The organism is Marinobacter sp. EhC06 (genome assembly GCF_001650915.1).
In the GTDB taxonomy this organism is placed as follows: Bacteria; Pseudomonadota; Gammaproteobacteria; order Pseudomonadales; family Oleiphilaceae; genus Marinobacter.
In genome coordinates this window covers 146,715-166,657 of sequence record NZ_LXYO01000001.1, presented here as the reverse complement: position 1 = coordinate 166,657, position 19,943 = coordinate 146,715, and the positions used below count along the sequence as shown (strand labels likewise).

Sequence of the window (19,943 nt, the reverse complement as noted above, 5' to 3'; positions counted from 1 at the left end):
GTATAATGCCCGCTTTATCAAACGGCCACCGATTTTTCAGGAAGGTTTCATGACTGTACGTACCCGAATTGCTCCGTCACCCACTGGTGACCCTCACGTTGGTACCGCCTACGTGGCCCTGTTCAACCTGTGCTTTGCCCGTCAGCACGGCGGCCAGTTCATCCTGCGTATCGAGGATACCGACCAGGCCCGCAGTACCGCGGAATCCGAGCAGGACATTCTGAAGGCGTTGCGCTGGCTCGGCCTGAACTGGGATGAAGGCCCCGATGTAGGTGGCCCCCACGGCCCCTATCGCCAGTCCGAGCGCAAACACTCCTACCGTCAGTACGCCGAGGACCTGGTGACCGCCGGGCACGCCTTTTATTGCTTCCGTACACCGGAAGAGCTGGAAGCCATTCGGGAAGAACGCAAGGCCCAGGGCCTGAACCCGGGCATCAAGGGCGACCTGGAGTTGTCCGATGACGAAGTGAAGCGTCGTCTGGACGCGGGCGAGCCATATGTGATTCGCATGAAAGTGCCCGACGAGGGCGTCTGCGAGATTGACGATATGCTCCGGGGTACCATCGAGATTGACTGGGCCCAGGTGGATTGCCAGATCCTGCTCAAATCCGACGGCATGCCCACCTATCACCTCGCCAACGTGGTTGACGATCACCTGATGGAAATCACCCATGTCTTGCGGGGCGAGGAATGGATCAACTCGGCGCCGAAGCACAAACTGCTGTACCAGTATTTTGGCTGGGACATGCCGGTGCTCTGTCACCTCCCGCTGCTGCGTAACCCGGACAAGAGCAAGCTGTCCAAACGCAAGAACCCCACCAGCATCAATTTCTATGAGCGCATGGGCTTTCTGCCGGAGGCCGTCACCAACTATCTCGGGCGCATGGGCTGGTCCATGCCCGACGAGCGGGAAAAGTTCACCCTGGATGAGATGATCGAGAACTTTGACATCCAGCGTGTCTCTCTCGGTGGCCCGGTATTCGATGTGGAGAAGCTTCGCTGGCTGAACGGCCAGTGGTTGCGCGAAGAGCTGACTGAAGAGCAGTTCATGGAGCGGATGCGCCAGTGGTGGTTTAACGAAGACGCCCTGCGTGCTCTGGTGCCTCACATCAAGGGTAGGGCAGAGGTGTTTTCGGATGTGGCGCCCATGGCCCAGTTCATGTTCTCCGGCATGCTCAACCTGAAGCCGGAGGACTTTGCCCACAACAAGCTGGAAGAGGCCCAGATCAAGCGGGTTCTGCAGTTTACGCTCTGGAAGCTTGAAGCACAGCGCCACTGGAGCAAGGAGACCATCTTTGCGGACATCAAGGCCCTGGCCAAAGCCATGGACCTGAAGATGGGAGATTTCATGTTCTCCATTTTTGTGGCGGTTGCCGGTACGCCGAATTCCTGGTCTGTGATGGACTCCATGGCGCTGCTGGGCCCGGACATGACCCGTTCAAGGCTTCGGCATGCGCTGGAAGTGATGGGTGGTTTCTCCAAGAAGGAAACCAAGAAGGTGGAAAAAGAATACGCGGCTCTGGGTATTCATTAACCGCTTTGGTGAATTAATAAACGGCTTGAACAAGGATGTTCAGAAAACTGAAAAAAAGTGTGTTTCAGAGGTTGACGCCCATAGGGCGGATCCTTAATATACGCAGCCGTTGAGGGGCCATAGCTCAGCTGGGAGAGCGCAACACTGGCAGTGTTGAGGTCGGCGGTTCGATCCCGCCTGGCTCCACCAATTTCTAGTCCCCTTCGTCTAGTGGCCTAGGACTCCGCCCTTTCACGGCGGCAACAGGGGTTCGAACCCCCTAGGGGACGCCAATACGGCTTGACGGTTTAGTCCACCGGATAGCCATCAAAAAAACCGCCTTCTGGCGGTTTTTTTGTGCCTGAATGTCAGGTCAGGCAAAACCGGGGCCCGATGACATATTCATCGGACCCCGCTTTCACGATTTCAATCAGCGTTCGGCTATGGCCCCTTTGCCAACACCTTCATAAGCCTTCACCCGGATGGTGTCCGTCGCAAACTCCACCTTGAGCTTGTCGGCCATGTGGGCGGCAATCAGTTCCACCGTGGTGTCTGTATCCAGCATGTATACGCGTTCCTCCGGCAGGGTCAGCGCAAACTCCCCCTGGTTGGCCTCGTATTCGAAGGTCACGTAGCGAACTCCGTCGTCGCCCACATGGCGCCGCACCACATCCTCCTCGGAACCCACGTAAATATCCCGCCAGAGCTTCGCCCAGCGGCATTCCAGATCGTAATCGCGGTGGCCGTTACGATCGATACGAATCGGTGAGCGATGGCCGTGGGCAATGCGCTGGCAGTTGCCCAGGTGTTTCTTCAGGCCGTGCACGTAGTGATAGTAGGCGCCGTCGATTTCCTCTTCCCGCAGATTGATCTCCACGGAAATCACGTTGGCCGGAAGTACCGCCTTGATTTCCTGTTCCAGCAGCGAGGCAACGGCTGAAGGCACAACCCGGTCGGCGGACAACCAGACGATAGCTTCGTCCGGCGAGCGGTGAATGATCTGGCTGCCATCGGTGAGTGCCCAGGTAAAGGTGTCCGGCTGTTCCTCGTTCCAGGACAGTCCCTGGTAGCCACGGGGAATCACCAGGCGATGGTCAACACGCTCATCGATCACCCGTTTGATGGTGCGTTTTACGTTGCTGAAGTCGAACACCATGCCCTGTTCGTCCAGCTCCCCGCCAAGCACCACATCCGCAATCCAGCTTTCACCCACCAACCCCCGGGTCGGGTCCAGGTAGGCGAAATCGATAACGGTCAGGTTGTCTACAAACAGATGGTTCATCAAATTTCCAGGCGGGTATGGTTGATTGATGGCCGAATTCTAGCAAAAATCACCGAATACAGCAGTCTGGCGGCTGGCCAGCGCTCCATTTCTTTTTGGATCGAGCTCATCATCTTAAACTTCGACAAGCGCAACGATCAGCAATTCCCGGTACTGATACTGGCTGCCGGTGCTTCCAGTCGCCTTGGCCGGCCCAAAGCCCTGTTGCCCCTGATGCCTGGCAACCTGGCAGAGACGGATTCCCGCAACCATACGCTTCTGGACGCCGCCATTGGCCAGGGCCGGGTCTTGAGCCCGGATGTCCGGGTAGTGTGCGGGGCCTGGTATCCCCTGATCCGGTTTCGTTGTCGACGCCAGCCTTCCTCCTGGCTACGGGCGCCGGACTGGCACGAGGGAATGTCGGCATCGCTGTCTGCGGGGCTTCGAAGCCTGGGGCCGGCGGTGAAGGGCGTTTTTGTTCTGGTGGCAGACCAGCCGCTGCTGGATCTTAACGCTCTGGCAGCTTTTGGCAAAGCGGCCCGCTGCGTACCGGAACAGCCCATTGCCGCAGATTACGGTGGCCTGCCGGGCGTACCGGCCTACTTGCCGCGTTGGCTCTGGCCACTGGTACTGGATCTGGAGGGGGATAGGGGCGCCGGGCGCCTGCTGGCAGAGGTGCGGGCAACCCGGGTAGACATTCCGGGGGTCCACGACGATGTGGACACCCCGGCAGACTGGCACAGAATCCGGGCGCTGCTCAGCCGAACAGGCCCGACAGCCAGGCAATCCCGACGCTGAAGATCCCGAGGCTTACGGCAAGACCAATGGTGTAGATCCGTGACGCCGCCGAGCGCTGCTGGGCAACAAACAGGTCGATTGTGCGCTGGGCAATGTCCTCGGCCGTTTCCCGGGAAATCTCGTGGGCCTGCTGAATGGCCTCGGATTGCAGGGTCTGCCAGAACTCCGTATCAATCGTCTGCACGCTGGTGATGTGGTCTTTCAGCTCGGCCATGTGTTCGCTGGTAAAGCCAGAGTTCTTTTTCAGCTCCTTCTTGAGTACTGCCAGCTCGCTCCCGAGGTTGAGGTTGACCTCGGCGGCGACTTCGTCGCGCAGGTTTCTGGTGCGCTCGTCGACCATGTCGGTAAGGGCGTTCAGGCGTTCCTCGATAGTTGAGTCCTGTTTGCTGCGGGATTCATCCAGGGCCCGCTTCAAATGGTCGAACTGTTCGTCGAAGAGTGAGCTGAGCAGTTCGTGCAGGCGGTTGTTGATGTGGGTTTTGACCGCGGAACGGGCAATCTGCTCAATGAGCTCGCTGGTCAGCGGAACCACATTGGCCTGTGGGTTGCCGCGACCGGCTGCATCGCCTGTCTTGGGCGACAGTTCCACCGACGCATCGGCTGGCACGTTCAGCAGTTCGTCCTCGTCCCCGGGGGAGGCGGCCGTTTCAGCGGGCGGTTCCGGCAGGGTTCCGCCTGTAACATCGTTGGCCAGTTGATCCAGAACTTCCTTGAGTCCCTCGGTTTGTGGTGGCTTGGTCAGGATGTTGTAAACACCAAAGTTTCTCGCTTCTTCCATAAACGAGGACGATTTTTTGGATGTGCACATGATGATGGGGATGCCGGCGGTCTCGGGATTGCCCTTGATGGCCTTGGTGGCTTCTACGCCATTCATTCCGGGCATCAAGTGATCCATGAAGATGACATCCGGGCGGCCATGGCTGTTGAGGAAATCCAGGGCCTCTTCGGCCGAGCCAGCCATGTTGACTTCCATATCGCGACTCTCCAGCAGTTTGCTCAGGGCAAATCGTGCCACCTTGGAGTCATCTACCAGCAGAGCGTTTTTGATCGCCATGTCACTACCTCAATCGTTTACTGCAAACGCGTTTGTTATCGGGCCGTTGTGATTACCAGCCTTCCAGTTTCGGGCACTCGGTGGCCCGGTAGCTCTTGTCCCGATAACAGACACCGGGTTCAGTGGTTCTGGCAGTGAAAATCTCCCCTGCCGCCGTGGTCAGGCGTACCTGTCCGTAAGGCTCGCCATGACGGAAAGTGGCTTCGATCGAGCTGCCATTGGGGTTCTTTAACAACCCCTTGCCATGAAACTTCCCTTCGATGTACTGGCCTTCGTATTTCTTGCCACTGGCAAAGACCTCGGCCCCGGTGCCGTGGAAGGCGCCGTTGGAGAACTCGCCTTCGTAGTGGCGCCCGTCAGGGTAGGTCAGTGTGCCGCTGCCGTGGAATTCATCGTTCCGGAAGCCGCCAACATAGAGCATGCCGTCTGCAGTGGTCAGGGAGCCGTGGCCGTTTAACTGTCCGTCCTGCCAGTGGCCGGTCAATATGTCGCCGTTTGCCAGTGTCAGGGTGCCCTTGCCATTGAAGTGGTCGGCTCGGAATTCGCCGGAATAGCGGGAGCCGTCGGAACTGCGCCACTCACCTTCGCCTTCGCGCTTGCCGGCCGACCAGCCTCCCTCGTAACGGCTGCCATCGGGATACCACGCGGTGCCCTGGCCGTGGAATTGGCCGTCTACAAAATGGCCCTCGTAGCGCAGGCCATCGGCATCCTGATAGGACCCGTCACCGGTTTTCACGCCGCCAACCCAGGTGCCGTTACGATAATTCACGGTGGTAAAGGCTTCCAGTTTGCCCACCAGGGTCATCTCGTTGCCAGCTTCCAGGGCAACGGTGTGGTTCCAGGGCTTGAAGCCAGGCTTGCTGATGGTGACCTCGTACCGGCCCGGATCCAGCTTCAGGTCCAGTCGGGTCGCGCCATATTCCTTGCCATTAATGGTGACCTGATCGCCGACCACATTGGAGCGGAGCACCAGCAGAGCCTGCGTTGGGGGTTGTGGTTGCTGCTGTTTTGCGGGTTTTTTCTGAGTTGTAGGAGCTGCGTCTGTGCGCGTTGCCATAGCCGCCGTCGGTTCAGCCACTGCCAGTACCTCAGGGTCTTCCGGCATGGGTGGAACGGTAAAAGGGGTCGTATCAACCACGGGCGTGCGGGATTCCGGGGCGGATGGCTCGGGTTTGGCGGATACGCTGGGAGCAGGTTCAGGCGGCGCGCTGGTTTCGGTTTTAGCTGCTACGGGGGCAACCACCTGATCAAGGGCGGGTGGCTCGATGGTTTCCGTCATTCGCAGATCATCCCGGACCGATGCGAATCCGGCGGTAACCAGCAGCATAAGTGCCAGGGCATTGGCGAATAGAAGCGGTCTGAAATCGACCATGACGGAACCTCTTGATCCTGCATTCTTGGAATTCTGTCTACCGGTTCATCTTACCCAGTGACTGCAACGCTATGTAACAGAAAGTGTCAGGGAGTTACCGAGAATGCAGGCCAAATCACACTTTGTCCGGAAGCTGGTCATGGTTGAGTTGCTCCCATGATCTCATGTACACATCGGCTTCGTACTCATAGGGTGATTTGAATGGGGTGAGCACGAAATCGAACACCAGGAAGAAAAACCCGATGGAAGCCCAGGCAATGACCAGCGTGCTGATGGTGGTGGCTTGCACTTCCGGGTTGGAATCGACGAAGTCCTGCAGCAGTGGAATCAGATCTGAAGCGAGGACAACCGGATTGAAGCTGGCCATTACGAACGGTACCCAGAAGGCGATAAAAACCGGGAAGAATCCGAACGACCAGAGCAAGCGGCGAAGCAGGTAAATGGCAACTTCCCGCCAGAAACGCTGTCTGATTTCCGGTACTTTCCGGATCCGGTCAAGATAACGGCGGCGTTCTGCCCAATAGGCGGCTACTTCCGGGGCGTCAACAGCCTTTGATTGAGGTGCGGGTGTTGTCATGGACGGGTGGGGTACCTTATGGCTACTGGAGTGATGCATGATAATCGATACTACGTGTTACCCTACAATTCTCCAATTGTTTAAAGACAGGATAGTTTGAATGGCTGCAGTGATCGACAACGCAACCCATCCGGCCTTTGAGAAGCTTCGCAGTCACCGGATCGAAACGCTCAACCTTGAGGTTGAGGAGTATCGCCACAAGAAGACCGGCGCCCGGCACCTGCATCTGGCAGCCGATAACGACGAGAACGTATTTTTCGTGGCGCTTCGGACTTTCCCGATGGATTCCACCGGCGTAGCCCACATTCTCGAACATACCGCACTGTGTGGTAGTGAGCGTTATCCGGTCCGTGACCCGTTCTTCATGATGATCCGGCGGTCACTGAATACCTTCATGAATGCCTTTACCAGCAGCGACTGGACGGCCTATCCGTTCGCCAGCATGAACCGGAAAGATTTCGACAACCTGTTGTCCGTTTATCTGGACTGCGTGTTCTTCTCCAAGCTGGATCCGCTGGATTTCGCCCAGGAAGGTCACCGCCTGGAGTTCGACAAGCCGGCGGATCCTTCGACCGATCTGGTGTATCGGGGCGTTGTCTACAACGAGATGAAAGGCGCCATGAGTTCGCCGACCTCTCAGCTCTGGCAAAACCTGAGCAGCCATCTGTTCCCGACCACCACATATCACTACAACAGTGGCGGTGAGCCTGATCATATTGTCGACCTTAGCTACGACGACCTGCTGCAGTTCTATCGCCACCACTACCACCCCAGCAATGCGATATTTGCTACCTATGGTGATATTCCGGCTTATGAGCACCATGAAAAGTTTGAAGAGCTGGCGCTGAAACGGTTCGACCGGCTGGACATCGATCTGCCGGTTCGCGACGAGAAGCGCATGTTTGCACCTGTGCGTGTGGAGCAGGGCTACGCTGTCAATGAAGGCGAAGGCACCGACAACAAGACCCACATCGTGGTGGGCTGGCTTCTGGGCCACAGCTTTGACTTGCAGGAAAACCTGGAGGGGCAGCTGCTGTCTGCCGTTCTGCTGGAAAACAGCGCCTCGCCGCTGATGCGGGCCCTGGAAACCACGGACCTGGGGCATGCGCCGTCGCCCATGTGCGGGCTGGAAGATTCCAACCGTGAGATGACCTTTGTCTGCGGCATCGAAGGCAGTGAGCCGGACAAGCACAAGGATCTGGAAGCGCTGCTTGAGTCCACGCTTCTGAAGGTGGTGGAAGAGGGCGTCAGCGAGGAACGGCTGGAAGCCATCCTGCATCAGCTCGAGTTGCACCAGCGGGAAATCGCAGGTGATCAGTTCCCTTATGGTCTGCAGCTGATCATGAGCGCCATCGCGCCCATGGTGCACGGTGGTGACCCTGTGGAGCTGCTGGATCTGGAGCCGGTTCTGGCAACGCTCCGGGAAAAGATCCGGGATCCGCAGTACGTGCCGGATCTGATCCGCCGTAAGCTTCTGGAGAACCCACACCGGGTCACTCTGACTCTGCGTCCGGACGAAAAGCTCGAGTCCCGTCGGCAGGAGGCTATCCGTGAGGCCCTGGCCCGTCGCAAGGCCGAGCTGACCGACGATGAAGTACGGATGATTGTAGACCGGGCCAAGGCACTGGAAGAACGCCAGATGCAAAAGGACGACGATTCCATCCTGCCCAAAGTGGATCTGTCTGATGTGCCGTTGCAGATGCCTGAGCCTGAAGGACGCTACGACGGCGACATTTCGGCGACCGTTTATGCCCGTGGTACCAATGGCCTGGTATACGAACAGATTGTTGTCCCGGTGCCGGCCCTGACCGAAGAGGAATTGCTGCTGGTGCCGTATTACACCACCCTGATCTCCGAAGTGGGGTGTGGGGATCTGGACTACCTGCAGATGCAGGACCGTATTTCTGCGGAGTCCGGTGGTATCGGCGCAGCATTCAGCGCCAAGGGCCGTATTGATGATGTTCAGGAATTGTCCGGATACATCATCTTCAATGGTAAGGCGCTGGCCCGTAACCGCAGTGAATTAACCCGTCTGCTGCGGGATGTCTACACGAGTGCCCGCTTCGATGAGAAAGAGCGAATCCGGGAGATCATTGCCCAGATCCGTGCCCGTCGCGAGCAGGCCGTAACCGGTAGTGGTCATGCCCTGGCCATGGGCGCGGCGTCCCAGGGTATGAGCCCCGGAGCCTGGCTGTCGTTCCGGCTTGGCGGTCTTGCCGGTATTCGCGGCACCAAGCAGCTGGATCAGGCCCTGAAAGATCCGGAGGAATTGACGGCGCTGTGCCACAAGCTTTCCGCATTGCACGAGAAGATTGGCAAACAGGGCCGCGAGTTCCTGGTGATTGGTGAAGAAGACCAGCTCCCGGCGATGGTTGACGATCTGAAGTCCTGCTGGCGTGACGCCTCCGAAGCGGGTGTCTCCGGCTGGAAAATGGAGCCGGTCAATTACACAACCCGCGAGGCCTGGCTGACCTCTACCCAGGTCAACTTCTGTTCCAGGGCCTACAGCACCGTAGCCGTGGATCATCCGGATGCGGCGGCACTGACCGTGCTGGGTGGCTTCCTGCGTAATGGTTACCTGCACCGTGCCATCCGTGAAAAGGGCGGTGCCTACGGCGGTGGCGCCGGCCAGGACAGTGTGAACGGGACTTTCCGGTTCTTCTCCTACCGTGATCCGCGACTGGAGGAAACGCTGGACGATTTCGACGCGGCCCTGGCCTGGCTGCAGGACAACGACCACGATTATCAGGAGCTGGAAGAGTCGATTCTTGGTGTTATCGGCCAGCTCGACAGGCCCCGGTCTCCCGCGGGTGCGGCCCGTCATGCCTTCCACAACAAGCTGTTTGGCCGTACCCCGGAACAGCGTGCCAGGTTCCGGGAGCGGGTGCTGTCGGTAACCCTGGATGATCTCAAGCGCGTGGCCAGAACCTGGCTGGTGCCGGAGAAAGCCAGCACCGCCGTAGTGACCAGCCCGGAAAACCGGGCCAGGGCGGAGAAGATGGGCCTGGCTATTCAGGAGCTTTAGAGCAGGCCTTGAATTCGGGGTCAGATGAAGTGTTCATCTGACCCCGTTTTGATTTTCCCCTATCTATTCTGACCCATTCCCGGGTCGTTGATGCCCTTAGCGGTGTCTCTTCAGCCCTGTTGTCACCATGATTCGGGTGGAGATTTCCTCCACCGAGTAGGCCGTGGTGTTCAGGTACGGAATCCGTTCACGCCGGTACATCAACTCGATTTCCTCAATCTCATGCATGCACTGCTTTATGGATGAGTAACGGGAATTCGGCCGGCGCTCGTTGCGTATGGTCGCCAGGCGCTCCGGATCGATGGTCAGCCCGAAAATCTTCTCTTTGTGCGGTTTGAGCGCCTTGGGGATCTGTTGGTCCGCCAGGTCTTCTTCCGTAATCGGGTAGTTCGCCGCCTTCACACCATATTGCAGCGCCAGATAGAGGCAGGTGGGCGTTTTCCCGCTTCGGGAAGCACCCACCAGGATCAGATCAGCTTCATCGTAATGCCGCGTGCGCGCGCCATCGTCGTTATCCAGCGCAAAGTTCACCGCATTAATCCGGCGCTCATAGCTCCCCTCGTTATTGATGGCATGGGACTTACCCACGGTGTACGACGAGGAGGACTGCAGTTCTTGCTCCAGGGGTTTGAGAAAGGTCCCGAAAATATCCACCATGAAGCCTTCGGCGGTGGCGATGATTTCCCGGATATCGCTGTTTACAATGGTGTCGAACACCAGCGGGCGGGCGCCATCTGTCTCGGCCGCCTTGTTGATCCGTTTGACCATTTCCCGGGCTTTTTCTTCGTCCGCAATATAGGGAACGGTGACCCGTTCAAATTCGATCTTTTCGAACTGGGCCAGAAGACTGTGCCCCAGTGCTTCGGCTGTCAGGCCGGTGCCATCAGAAATGAAAAAAGCAGTGCGTTTCATGCTGTATCGTCCGGTTCCTTGGTTCCTTGATTCCTGGCTTGGTGGCCTAGGTAATTTCCGCAGGTTACAGTATCATACACGCCAAGTTCGAGACTCCGCAGTGGATATTGTCTGGTTTTACTGCTTGATACCGCTGGCCCGATTTTGCTCTTAGCTTTACAGACTCAAGGGAGACATGCTTTGGAAGATTACATTATCTGGTTTGATCACCTGGGAATGTCCGACGTCGATCGGGTAGGCGGAAAGAACGCCTCACTCGGCGAAATGATCAGTAATCTCGCCAACGCAGGTGTTACCGTTCCGGGTGGCTTCGCCACTACAGCGCACGCCTATCGCGAATTTCTCGCCACGGATGGATTGAAGGAGCGCATTGACAACGCTCTGGATGCTCTGGATATCAACGACGTTAACGAACTGGCCCGGGTTGGCGCGAAAATCCGCCAGTGGATCATCGAGACCCCCTTTCCGGACGTTCTGGAAAATGCCCTGAAAGAATCGTTTGCTGCCCTGCAAGACGGTAACGAGCACATGGCAGTTGCGGTTCGTTCCTCTGCAACCGCAGAAGATCTGCCAGATGCCTCGTTCGCCGGTCAGCAGGAAACTTTCCTGAACGTGGTGGGCCTTGAGCAGGTTCGCACCTCTGTGAAGGAAGTGTTTGCATCGCTGTTTAATGACCGCGCTATTTCCTACCGCGTGCACCACGGCTTCGACCACAAGATGGTCGCACTCTCAGCCGGCATCCAAAAGATGGTGCGCAGTGAAACGGCCGCCAGTGGCGTTATGTTCACCCTGGATACCGAATCTGGGTTCCGTGACGTGGTGTTTGTAACTGCCTCTTACGGTCTGGGTGAGACCGTCGTTCAGGGTGCTGTAAACCCTGATGAATTCTACGTACACAAGCCTACTCTCGAAGCCAGTCGGCCGGCCGTCCTGCGTCGCAATCTGGGCAGCAAGGCCATCAAGATGGTCTACCACACCAAGCCCGGTGAAGGTGAATTCGTTGAAACAGTGAAGGTGGAGCAGGAAGACCGCAACCGCTTCTGCATCACTGACGCCGAGGTGGAAGACCTGGCACGCCAGGCAATGATTATCGAGAAACATTACCAGCGCCCGATGGACATCGAATGGGCGAAGGACGGCGACGACGGCAAGATCTACATCGTTCAGGCACGCCCTGAGACGGTGAAAAGCCGTGCGTCCGCCAATGTGATGGAGCGCTACCTGCTGAAAGAAACCGGCAAGGTGCTGGTGGAAGGCCGGAGTATCGGCCACAAGATCGGCAGTGGCCCGGTGAAGATCATTACCAGCATCAAGGAAATGGACCGTGTTCAGGCCGGCGATGTGCTGGTCACCGACATGACCGACCCGGACTGGGAACCGGTCATGAAACGGGCTTCCGCCATTGTCACCGATCGCGGTGGCCGTACCTGCCACGCGGCCATCATTGCCCGCGAGCTGGGTATTCCGGCCGTGGTTGGTTGCGGCGATGCCACCGAGTTGCTGACCGATGGCCAGGAAGTGACGGTTTCCTGTGCCGAAGGTGATACCGGCATGATCTATGAGGGCTCTCTGGATTTCGAACTGCGGGAAAACACCGTGGACTCGATGCCCAACATTCCGTTCAAGATCATGATGAACGTGGGCAACCCGGATCGGGCCTTTGATTTCCAGGCTCTACCCAACGAGGGCGTTGGTCTGGCACGGCTTGAGTTCATCATTAACCGGATGATCGGCGTTCACCCCAAGGCACTGCTGAACTTTGACGGGCTGCCCCGGGATATCAAGCAGACGGTCGAAAAACGCATTTCCGGCTACAGTTCTCCGGTGGATTTCTACGTCGACAAGCTGGTGGAAGGCATCTCTACATTGGCCGCTGCATTCGCGCCCAAAAAGGTGATCGTGCGGTTGTCGGATTTCAAATCTAACGAGTACGCCAACCTGATCGGCGGTACGCTGTATGAGCCGGATGAAGAGAATCCGATGCTCGGTTTCCGGGGTGCCTCCCGTTATATTTCTGACACCTTCCGTGACTGCTTTGAGCTGGAATGCCGCGCCCTGAAGAAAGTGCGTAACGAGATGGGCCTGACCAATGTGGAAGTCATGGTTCCGTTTGTGCGCACCGTGGGTGAAGCGGAACAGGTAGTGAATCTGCTGGCGGAAAACGGGCTCAAGCGCGGTGACAACGGGCTGCGGGTGATCATGATGTGCGAGCTGCCAGCCAATGCGCTGCTGGCGGATCAGTTCCTGGAACACTTCGATGGCTTCTCCATCGGTTCCAACGATCTGACCCAGCTGACGCTGGGGCTGGACCGGGATTCCGGCATCATTGCCCATCTGTTCGACGAGCGTAACGATGCGGTCAAGGCGTTGCTGTCCAATGCTATCCAGGCCTGCAAAAAAGCCGGCAAGTACATCGGGATCTGCGGGCAGGGGCCATCGGATCACCCGGATCTTGCCAAGTGGCTGATGGATGAGGGCATCGATACGGTGTCACTGAACCCGGATTCGGTACTGGATACCTGGTTCTTCCTGGCTGACGAAAAAATCGACTGACTTCATTTCCAGGATAAGGAGAGCGACAACGTGACGACGATAATTACCCCGGACCTGTGTGACGAATTTCCGGAAGTGCAGGTTGTTGGACCCGGGTTCAATAACTACGGCGGCAACAAGGCTTTTGGCGGCGAGATTGTAACCGTGAAATGCTTTGAGGATAACTCCGTGGTGAAAGAGCAGGTTGGTCAACCTGGAAACGGTCGTGTGATGGTCGTGGACGGTGGTGCCTCGAAGCGTCATGCGCTGCTGGGAGACATGCTGGCTGAGAAAGCAGCGAGCAACGGCTGGGCCGGTCTTATTATCTATGGTTGCGTGCGCGATGTGGATGAAATTGGCAACACCGCCCTCGGTGTCCAGGCCCTGGGCACCCACCCCAGGAAGAGCGAAAAACGTGGCCTTGGTGACCTGAATGTTCCGGTCACCTTTCACGGCGTAACCTTCCACCCCGGACACTACGTCTACGCCGATAACAACGGCATCATCGTCTCCGAGAAGCCTCTGGTCTGAGGCTTGACTCGACACAAACAAAAACGGCGGCCAATGGCCGCCGTTTTTCGTTCAGCGAGTGACTTCGCTGATGTTTGTTCCCAGGAGGAATCCGTCGCCTTCCGGTTCGCTGCGAATGACCTCGCAAACGGTTTCCAGTGGCGGGAATTGATCACTGGTGGGGTGAAGAACCGTCTGGAGTTCCTCTCCCACGGCCACCTCCCGCTCGACGTAAAGCTGCATGCCGGCGGCGCTCAGGTCCCGGCATACTCCTTTGAAGCGATTGCCCTGGCTATCGGTAATCTCAATCTCCGAGTTTACCTGCATACGGTGGAAATCGCGTTTTTCCGAGTAATCCTTCATGGCATCAGGCCCAGTTGTCGGTTTTTCTTGTCGGTTTGAGCATCGGGATGATCAGTGCCAGCAGCACACCACCGAGAACCAGGCCCGCGCCCAGCAGCATGAAGTCGTATTCCTTGCTGGCTTCAAGGCGTTCGTTTTCGGCCGTAAGTACCTCAAGGTCGTTGCGAATCTTCTGGTTTTCTTCACGGAGCTCGCGATTACGACGTTCCAGGTTGATGGAATCGGCTGCGATACTCTTTATCCGCTGTAGTTCTTCCTGGAGTTCCTGTGAACGGTCAGAAAGAGAGGACTCCGAGCTTTCCAGAGCGTCTCGCTCACTAACCACGTTGGACAGCTGCTCCTTGACACGGGCCAGCTCGGCGCGGGTTTCTTCCAGTTGGCGATTGGCTGTCCGAAGGCGGTCTGCGGCGATGGGCGTCTCGCTCAGGTACTGGCTGGATACCCAACCCTCATTGCCTTTCGGAGTGCGGACCCGGGTGTAACCGGAGTCAGATGCTTCAAGTACTTCCAGCGGTGTGCCGCTGGGCACCGCATTTTCGATGATCCGGTATTGGGAACCAGCGCCGGACCTCACCGGAAGGTACAACTGGTCGTCTACCCAGACAGTTTTGGCCTGGGCAACGGCAATGGACGACACTGCGAACAATACACTGATGGCGAGGCGAAAAAGCGTCACTGGTTACGTTCCCTGAAATTCTTCGGTTGAAATCTGAGCGTGATTAAAAGCGCAATTTTGTCACAGATGCCCCGCCGTGCAAGCGAGCCATCATTACAATAAACTCATGCAGCCTGGCCTTCTGCTCACGGCAGAACGGCTTTGAAAGGCTTCACGACAACGTTCTGATAGACGCCTGCATCAACGTAGGGGTCGGCATCCGCCCAGGCCTGGGCTGCTTCCAGAGAGTCGAATTCCGCGATCACCAGGCTGCCGGTAAATCCGGCATCGCCGGGCTCGGGTGTATCAAGTGCCGGATGAGGGCCGGCAACAAGCAACCTGCCTTCTGCTTTCAAAGCCTGCAGCCGCTCGATATGTGCAGGGCGGGCGGACTGGCGTAACGGCAGGCTGTTCTCGACGTCTTCACTGATAATCGCGTAATACATTCAGCTCTCCGAAATGACTTCATATACGAGATAATCGGGCAGATAATCAGCGGTCGTGTCGCGCAGGGGTTGGCTGGTACACTGTAAATCCAAGGCATGCCGCCAGTTATCTGATGATTCAGGATATTTTGTGACTATACCGCAAGACCCGCATTTGTGCATTGATCTGCATTGCCACAGCACAGCTTCTGATGGCGCGCTATCACCGGCGGCGCTGGTTGAGCGAGCTGCCGGTCGCGGCGTCACTCATCTTTCCCTGACCGACCATGACACTATCGCGGGACTTGCCGAAGCGCAGACGGCTGCGCAGGCACAGGGCATCGTGCTGATCTCGGGGGTTGAGCTCTCCTGCCTCTGGAAAAGCCGCACCATCCATATCGTCGGCCTCGATTTTGATTCTGAGGCCGACGGTTTCCGGCGGGCTCTGGAGCAGCAGAATGACAATCGCTGGGCTCGTGCGCGAATGATCGCTGAGCGCCTCGGAAAGCTTGGTGTTGATGATCTTCTGGGTAAGGCCTCCGAGGCTGCCGGTGGCGATGTCCCGGGGCGTCCGCACTTTGCCCAGGTTCTGACAGGGGCTGGCGTGGTGCGCAATGCTGCCCAGGCTTTCAAGCGATATCTGGGCAACGGTAAGCCCGGAGATGTAAAGGCCTTTTGGCCGGAGCTTCCAGAGGTCGTTCGCTGGATTATCGAGGCAGGTGGCGTTGCGGTTCTTGCCCATCCCCGAAAATACCAGCTTACGGCAACCAAGTTGAGAGAGCTGACAGCGGATTTTCGAAGGGCAGGGGGGCAAGCAATTGAGGTATCTACCTCAGGTCAGTCCAGTGGCGACTTGGGCTTTCTGGCAGAGCTGTGCCGGAAAGAAAAACTGTTGGCATCTCAGGGCAGTGATTTTCACTTTCCTGGCGCTCCCTGGTGTGAACTTGGCCGTATCATGAAAATGCCAGACGGGCTTGAGCCGGTCTGGCATTCATTCAGACAACCTGTTCTGAGCGGCGCGCCGGCTTAATCCGGCGCGTGGAACAGTAAGTACAGGTCCGTCAGTGAGTCCGGAATGGCATCGGCCATCTGCCGGGACAGCTTGTCACTGTTGCGAACCTTCTGGAAGTCCTCGTCATCGAACAGTCCCGAAAGGGTCAGCATAGGCACCATCAGATCGGCGGTTTCTTCCTCGCTGGCCGCTTCGAGCCACTGCTCTTCGTGTTCAAGGAACGTATCCACGAACCCCGCACACCAGTTTTCCAGGGCGTTCATCGGGTCGCCGTCCTCTGGCTCCGGCAATTCCAGGGCCTGCCCCATATCCAGGGCATGGGCCATGTCATTGGCCAGTTGGACGGAGCAACGCCTGAACACCTCGGGAATCCCGGTGTCGGGTACCTGATCGGCGCCCGTGGCGAGGCGAAAGATTTCTTCCGCGCTCAGTTCAGCCGGGCCGACGACGCTGGCACAGACCACCCCGTGGAAACCGAAGAAATCCAGGGCATCATCGCCCCAGGGCTCGGCAAAGAGGATGTCTTCCAGCGCTTCAATGTCGGAGTTCGATAGCATCAGTTAGTTACTCCCGGCCTTTTTGGCCTCTTCCGCAGCCTTCTGGCGCTTGCGGACTTCTCTTGGGTCATTGTAGGCGCGGCCCGGCGTCACCGGAACGTCAACGGCCGGAGCTTCAGCAGGCGTGTCCTGCGCTGCTGTTTCCGGAGTTGAAGGCTTCCCAACCTTCTCCGGCTCTGCTTTTTCAGTCTTCACCTTCTCAGCTTCAGCCTTCGCAGGTGCCGGTTGCTTCGGTTCCGGCTGGGCCTCGGGAGCCGGGCTCTCGGTTACTGCCTTCTTCTCCGCTGGCTTTTCAGCTTTCTCGGGTGCGGCTGCCGTTTCAGGTTTGGCCGCCGCCTCGGGTTTGGCCTTCGGCGCGGGCGCCTCGTTTGATTCCACAGGCTGCTCTTTGGCCGCAGGCGTCTGTTCGCCTTTGGGGGCTGCCTTGGATTCCGGCGCTGGCTTGTTGGCGGTCTCTTCTTTCGGAGCCTGGTCGGTTGCGGGTTTCTGCTCATCAGCGACGGCGCTGCTCTTGGCAGGCGCTGTTTCCCTGGCTAGTTTTTGAGCCTTTTCGGTAACTTTCTCGCCCTTATCCTCAGACTTCTGACGAGGTTCTGAGCTTTTTTCGGCTTTGGCCGGCTCTGCCTTTTCAGCTTTCTCCGCTTTTGCTTTATCTGCTTCAGGCTTTTCAGCCGGTTTTTCAGCTGGCTGGTCAGCGACTTTTGCAGCTTCTTCCGACCGTGCGTCAGGCTTGCTGTCTGAAGCCGCCTTGTCTGAAGTCGCCTTGTCTGCAGATGCCTGTTCAGGCTTCTGCTCTTTTTCAGGCGCTTGCTGGGCTGCCTCTGTTTTCGGTGCTTCCTTGGCAGCGGGCGCTGTCTCGGTCCGGGTTTCAGCTTTCTCGAACTTTTCGGGCGCCACCGGCTTGCTCGCGGTCTCCTGCGTCTGCTCGGCTTTTACTTCCGGCTTGGCATCGTCACGACCTTTTTCCGGTTGGGTATCCTTCTGGTGCTTCTCGCTGCGGGCGGCTTTGCGATCCGCCGGTGAGGAAGCTGGTGCTTCAGAGGGAGAGCCGTCACGATTCCGTTGGCGACGTGGCTTGCGGCGCTTCTCGTCCGTGCCGGACTTGTCAGCCGGACCGGACTTGGCTGCGTTATCCTGCGGGCCCTGATCCTTCTGATCGCGGTTGTCTTTCTGGTCCCGCTGGGGTCTGTTGCGGCCACGGCCCTGGTTGTCGCGACGGTTGTCACGGCGGTTATCAGAGCCTTTGCTGTCAGCGCTCTTGTTATCGCCTCCGCGGTTATCCGAGCCTTTGTTGTCTGCGCTCTGGCGATTCTGGTTGCCACGGCTCTGCTCATCATTGCGGTTACGTCCGCGCCCACGGTTGTCGTCACCGCGACCTTGTTGGCCACCCTGGCGACGGTCGTTACCAGTGCGGTTGCCACCGGAACGCTGGTCGTCGCCGCGGGCTACCCGGGATTTGCGACGATCCTGACGGCCCTGGTTTCGGCGATCCTCGCGCTGGCCTTTGCCCTGGTCGCGATTTTCGATCTTTTGCTCTTCCTCGCCACTGAAGAAAGCGGAGATCTTTCGACCGAGCCGGCGGAACAGGCCTTCTTCCTGCTCGGCCGTCTCGGCGGCCTTGGGTTCTGCCGGGGTGGGCGCGGGGGCGCTGGGCCGGATGGCCTTCACAGCAGCCTGCTCACGAACCGGTTTTTCAGGGGTCGGAGCCTCAAAGATTTCCTCTTCACGCTCGCTGTACTCCTGGGCCACCTGGTGGCTGGAGATATGCTCGGGCGTAGTTTCATCCTGACGCATCCGGATGATTTCAAAGTGTGGGGTTTCCATGTGTGGAACCGGAACCACCACCACGCTGACTTCCTGCCGGGCCTCAATGTCGGCCAGCTGCTTGCGCTTCTCGTTGAGCAGGAAAGTGGCAACAGAAACGGGCACGACGGCTCGCACTTCGCCGGTCTTGTCCTTCGAAGACTCCTCGTAGATCAGGCGCATGATGCTCAGGGCGAGGGACTCAATGCCGCGGATTGTGCCCTGGCCTTCACACCGGGGGCAGACTTCGCTGCGGGTCTCGCCCAGGGAGGGGCGCAAGCGCTGTCGGGACATTTCCAGCAGGCCAAATCGGGAGATCTTGCCTACCTGAACCCGGGCCCGGTCGATTTCCAGGGCCTCGCGCATCTTCTGCTCAACTTCCCGCTGGTGCTTGGCCGGCGTCATGTCGATGAAGTCGATGACAATCAGGCCGCCCATGTCACGCAGGCGTAACTGGCGGGCAATTTCCTCGGCCGCTTCCAGGTTGGTCTGGAGAGCGGTTTCCTCGATGTCCTGGCCTTTGGTGGCCCGGGAGGAGTTGATGTCGATAGAAACCAGGGCCTCAGTCGGATCAATTACGATGGAGCCACCGGAGGGCAGTTTCACTTCCCGCTGGAACGCCGTCTCGATCTGGCCCTCAATCTGGTAGCGGCTGAACAGGGGGATTTCATCCTTGTACAGCTTGATCTTGTTCTCGAAGGTTGGCATGACCGCGCGAACGAAATTCAGAACGTCTTCATAAACCCCGTTGGCGTCAATCAGGACTTCGCCAATGTCCTGGCGAAGGTAGTCGCGAACCGCGCGAATGATAACGTTGCTTTCCTGGTGAATCAGGAAGGGGGCCTTGCGCTCACCAGCGGCCTGAGTGATGGCTTCCCAGAACTGAACCAGATAATCCAGATCCCACTGGAGTTCTTCGGTGCTACGGCCAATACCGGCGGTGCGAACGATGATGCCCATGGATTTTGGCACCTGGACATCGTTCATGGCTTCTTTGAGCTGGGCCCGCTCATCGCCCTCAATGCGGCGGGAAATGCCGCCGGCACGGGGGTTGTTGGGCATCAGCACCAGGTAGCGGCCGGCCAGGGAAATAAAGGTGGTCAGGGCTGCGCCCTTGTTGCCACGTTCTTCCTTGTCGACCTGTACGATAACTTCCTGGCCTTCGGACACCACGTCCTTGATGTTGATCTTGCCTTCGATCTGGCCGGGAGACTTCTTGAAGTACTCCTTGGAAATCTCCTTCAGCGGCAGAAAGCCGTGGCGCTCGGCACCGAAATCAACAAAGGCGGCCTCAAGGCTGGGCTCGACGCGGGTAATGCGGCCTTTATAGATGTTGGCTTTTTTCTGCTCGCGGGAGCTGGATTCGATATCAAGATCAAACAGACGCTGGCCGTCAACCAGGGCGACGCGCAACTCTTCGGGATGAGTTGCATTGATTAGCATTCTTTTCATGGAAAGAAAGAGTTCCTGTCGTTTAAATTGACAGAAAACCAGAGGGGATCGCATCAGCGAAGCAGGATGTGCGTGCCGCGGGCCCTGTTAAATCACGGGCGGACCGGCGGCCAGACGAATCA

16 protein-coding genes and 2 tRNA genes are annotated in these 19,943 nt (G+C 57.9%); 8 read left to right on the top strand and 10 right to left on the bottom strand.

The window, feature by feature from the left end; genetic code table 11:
- Positions 1–49: 49 nt before the first annotated feature.
- The 3 genes from gltX to A8B84_RS00700 all read left to right on the top strand — a co-directional run bounded on the left by gltX (position 50) and on the right by A8B84_RS00700 (position 1,806).
- Positions 50–1,534 carry a glutamate--tRNA ligase gene (gene gltX / locus A8B84_RS00710; protein WP_064228866.1) on the top strand — a complete coding sequence of 495 codons (1,485 nt, stop codon included), beginning with the start codon at positions 50–52 and terminating at the stop codon, positions 1,532–1,534.
- A gap of 113 nt (positions 1,535–1,647) precedes the next feature.
- Positions 1,648–1,723: transfer RNA gene (locus A8B84_RS00705), tRNA-Ala, on the top strand.
- Positions 1,724–1,730: 7 nt separating this feature from the next.
- A tRNA-Glu gene (locus A8B84_RS00700) sits at positions 1,731–1,806 on the top strand.
- 137 nt (positions 1,807–1,943) lie between these two features.
- On the opposite strand, the gene A8B84_RS00695 is transcribed toward A8B84_RS00700, so the two are convergent.
- A complete protein-coding gene (locus A8B84_RS00695) occupies positions 1,944–2,795 on the bottom strand; it encodes a 6-carboxytetrahydropterin synthase (protein ID WP_064228867.1) in 852 nt (283 codons plus the stop codon).
- On the opposite strand from A8B84_RS00695, the gene A8B84_RS00690 reads away from it, so the two are divergent.
- Positions 2,787–3,572: an NTP transferase domain-containing protein gene (locus A8B84_RS00690; RefSeq protein WP_082905044.1), complete on the top strand. Its 786-nt coding sequence runs from the start codon at positions 2,787–2,789 to the stop codon at positions 3,570–3,572. The two genes, A8B84_RS00695 and A8B84_RS00690, sit on opposite strands and share 9 nt — an antisense overlap.
- On the opposite strand, the gene A8B84_RS00685 is transcribed toward A8B84_RS00690, so the two are convergent.
- From A8B84_RS00685 to A8B84_RS00675, 3 genes are all read right to left on the bottom strand, one after another.
- Complete coding sequence (locus tag A8B84_RS00685; protein ID WP_064228868.1) at positions 3,532–4,626, bottom strand: response regulator; 1,095 nt, start codon at positions 4,624–4,626, stop codon at positions 3,532–3,534. The two genes, A8B84_RS00690 and A8B84_RS00685, sit on opposite strands and share 41 nt — an antisense overlap.
- 52 nt (positions 4,627–4,678) lie before the next feature.
- A complete protein-coding gene (locus A8B84_RS00680) occupies positions 4,679–5,998 on the bottom strand; it encodes an MORN repeat-containing protein (protein ID WP_064228869.1) in 1,320 nt (439 codons plus the stop codon).
- A gap of 115 nt (positions 5,999–6,113) precedes the next feature.
- Positions 6,114–6,575 carry a hypothetical protein gene (locus A8B84_RS00675; protein WP_064228870.1) on the bottom strand — a complete coding sequence of 154 codons (462 nt, stop codon included), beginning with the start codon at positions 6,573–6,575 and terminating at the stop codon, positions 6,114–6,116.
- A gap of 100 nt (positions 6,576–6,675) precedes the next feature.
- Here A8B84_RS00675 and A8B84_RS00670 point away from each other — a divergent pair, with 100 nt between their 5' ends.
- Complete coding sequence (locus tag A8B84_RS00670; protein ID WP_064228871.1) at positions 6,676–9,600, top strand: insulinase family protein; 2,925 nt, start codon at positions 6,676–6,678, stop codon at positions 9,598–9,600.
- Between the two features lie 96 nt (positions 9,601–9,696).
- Here the strand turns inward: A8B84_RS00670 and A8B84_RS00665 are convergent, their stop codons facing one another.
- Positions 9,697–10,512, bottom strand: a complete 816-nt coding sequence (locus A8B84_RS00665; protein WP_064228872.1) for a pyruvate, water dikinase regulatory protein — start codon at positions 10,510–10,512, stop codon at positions 9,697–9,699.
- 216 nt (positions 10,513–10,728) lie between these two features.
- Between A8B84_RS00665 and ppsA the strand changes: the two genes are divergently transcribed.
- Both ppsA and rraA read left to right on the top strand, forming a co-directional pair.
- Positions 10,729–13,065, top strand: a complete 2,337-nt coding sequence (gene ppsA, locus A8B84_RS00660) for a phosphoenolpyruvate synthase (protein WP_413772191.1) — start codon at positions 10,729–10,731, stop codon at positions 13,063–13,065.
- A 30-nt stretch (positions 13,066–13,095) separates the two neighbouring features.
- Entirely contained in the window at positions 13,096–13,575 is a 480-nt protein-coding gene (gene rraA / locus A8B84_RS00655) for a ribonuclease E activity regulator RraA (protein ID WP_064228874.1), read from the top strand.
- Between the two features lie 51 nt (positions 13,576–13,626).
- On the opposite strand, the gene A8B84_RS00650 is transcribed toward rraA, so the two are convergent.
- From A8B84_RS00650 to A8B84_RS00640, 3 genes are all read right to left on the bottom strand, one after another.
- Positions 13,627–13,917 (bottom strand): PilZ domain-containing protein, encoded by a 291-nt coding sequence (locus A8B84_RS00650; protein WP_064228875.1) that lies wholly within the window; start codon positions 13,915–13,917, stop codon positions 13,627–13,629.
- A gap of 4 nt (positions 13,918–13,921) precedes the next feature.
- Complete coding sequence (locus A8B84_RS00645) at positions 13,922–14,593, bottom strand: TIGR04211 family SH3 domain-containing protein (protein ID WP_064228876.1); 672 nt, start codon at positions 14,591–14,593, stop codon at positions 13,922–13,924.
- A gap of 125 nt (positions 14,594–14,718) precedes the next feature.
- Positions 14,719–15,018: a YciI family protein gene (locus A8B84_RS00640; RefSeq protein ID WP_064228877.1), complete on the bottom strand. Its 300-nt coding sequence runs from the start codon at positions 15,016–15,018 to the stop codon at positions 14,719–14,721.
- 130 nt (positions 15,019–15,148) lie between these two features.
- Between A8B84_RS00640 and A8B84_RS00635 the strand changes: the two genes are divergently transcribed.
- Positions 15,149–16,027 (top strand): PHP domain-containing protein, encoded by an 879-nt coding sequence (locus A8B84_RS00635; RefSeq protein WP_064228878.1) that lies wholly within the window; start codon positions 15,149–15,151, stop codon positions 16,025–16,027.
- On the opposite strand, the gene A8B84_RS00630 is transcribed toward A8B84_RS00635, so the two are convergent.
- Both A8B84_RS00630 and rne read right to left on the bottom strand, forming a co-directional pair.
- A complete protein-coding gene (locus A8B84_RS00630) occupies positions 16,024–16,566 on the bottom strand; it encodes a YecA family protein (RefSeq protein WP_064228879.1) in 543 nt (180 codons plus the stop codon). The two genes, A8B84_RS00635 and A8B84_RS00630, sit on opposite strands and share 4 nt — an antisense overlap.
- A 3-nt stretch (positions 16,567–16,569) precedes the next feature.
- A complete protein-coding gene (gene rne, locus A8B84_RS00625; protein WP_064228880.1) occupies positions 16,570–19,821 on the bottom strand; it encodes a ribonuclease E in 3,252 nt (1,083 codons plus the stop codon).
- Positions 19,822–19,943: the final 122 nt, after the last annotated feature.

Excerpts from the sequence above, each read along its gene's own strand:
- A8B84_RS00640 (WP_064228877.1), bottom strand. The coding sequence starts at position 15,018 with ATGTATTACGCGATTATCAGTGAAGACGTCGAGAACAGCCTGCCGTTA.
- A8B84_RS00685 (WP_064228868.1), bottom strand. The coding sequence starts at position 4,626 with ATGGCGATCAAAAACGCTCTGCTGGTAGATGACTCCAAGGTGGCACGA.
- A8B84_RS00675 (WP_064228870.1), bottom strand. The coding sequence starts at position 6,575 with ATGACAACACCCGCACCTCAATCAAAGGCTGTTGACGCCCCGGAAGTA.
- ppsA (WP_413772191.1), top strand. The coding sequence starts at position 10,729 with ATGTCCGACGTCGATCGGGTAGGCGGAAAGAACGCCTCACTCGGCGAA.
- gltX (WP_064228866.1), top strand. The coding sequence starts at position 50 with ATGACTGTACGTACCCGAATTGCTCCGTCACCCACTGGTGACCCTCAC.
- rne (WP_064228880.1), bottom strand. The coding sequence starts at position 19,821 with ATGAAAAGAATGCTAATCAATGCAACTCATCCCGAAGAGTTGCGCGTC.
- A8B84_RS00690 (WP_082905044.1), top strand. The coding sequence starts at position 2,787 with ATGGTTCATCAAATTTCCAGGCGGGTATGGTTGATTGATGGCCGAATT.
- A8B84_RS00665 (WP_064228872.1), bottom strand. The coding sequence starts at position 10,512 with ATGAAACGCACTGCTTTTTTCATTTCTGATGGCACCGGCCTGACAGCC.
- A8B84_RS00680 (WP_064228869.1), bottom strand. The coding sequence starts at position 5,998 with ATGGTCGATTTCAGACCGCTTCTATTCGCCAATGCCCTGGCACTTATG.
- A8B84_RS00650 (WP_064228875.1), bottom strand. The coding sequence starts at position 13,917 with ATGAAGGATTACTCGGAAAAACGCGATTTCCACCGTATGCAGGTAAAC.
- A8B84_RS00670 (WP_064228871.1), top strand. The coding sequence starts at position 6,676 with ATGGCTGCAGTGATCGACAACGCAACCCATCCGGCCTTTGAGAAGCTT.
- A8B84_RS00630 (WP_064228879.1), bottom strand. The coding sequence starts at position 16,566 with ATGCTATCGAACTCCGACATTGAAGCGCTGGAAGACATCCTCTTTGCC.
- A8B84_RS00695 (WP_064228867.1), bottom strand. The coding sequence starts at position 2,795 with ATGAACCATCTGTTTGTAGACAACCTGACCGTTATCGATTTCGCCTAC.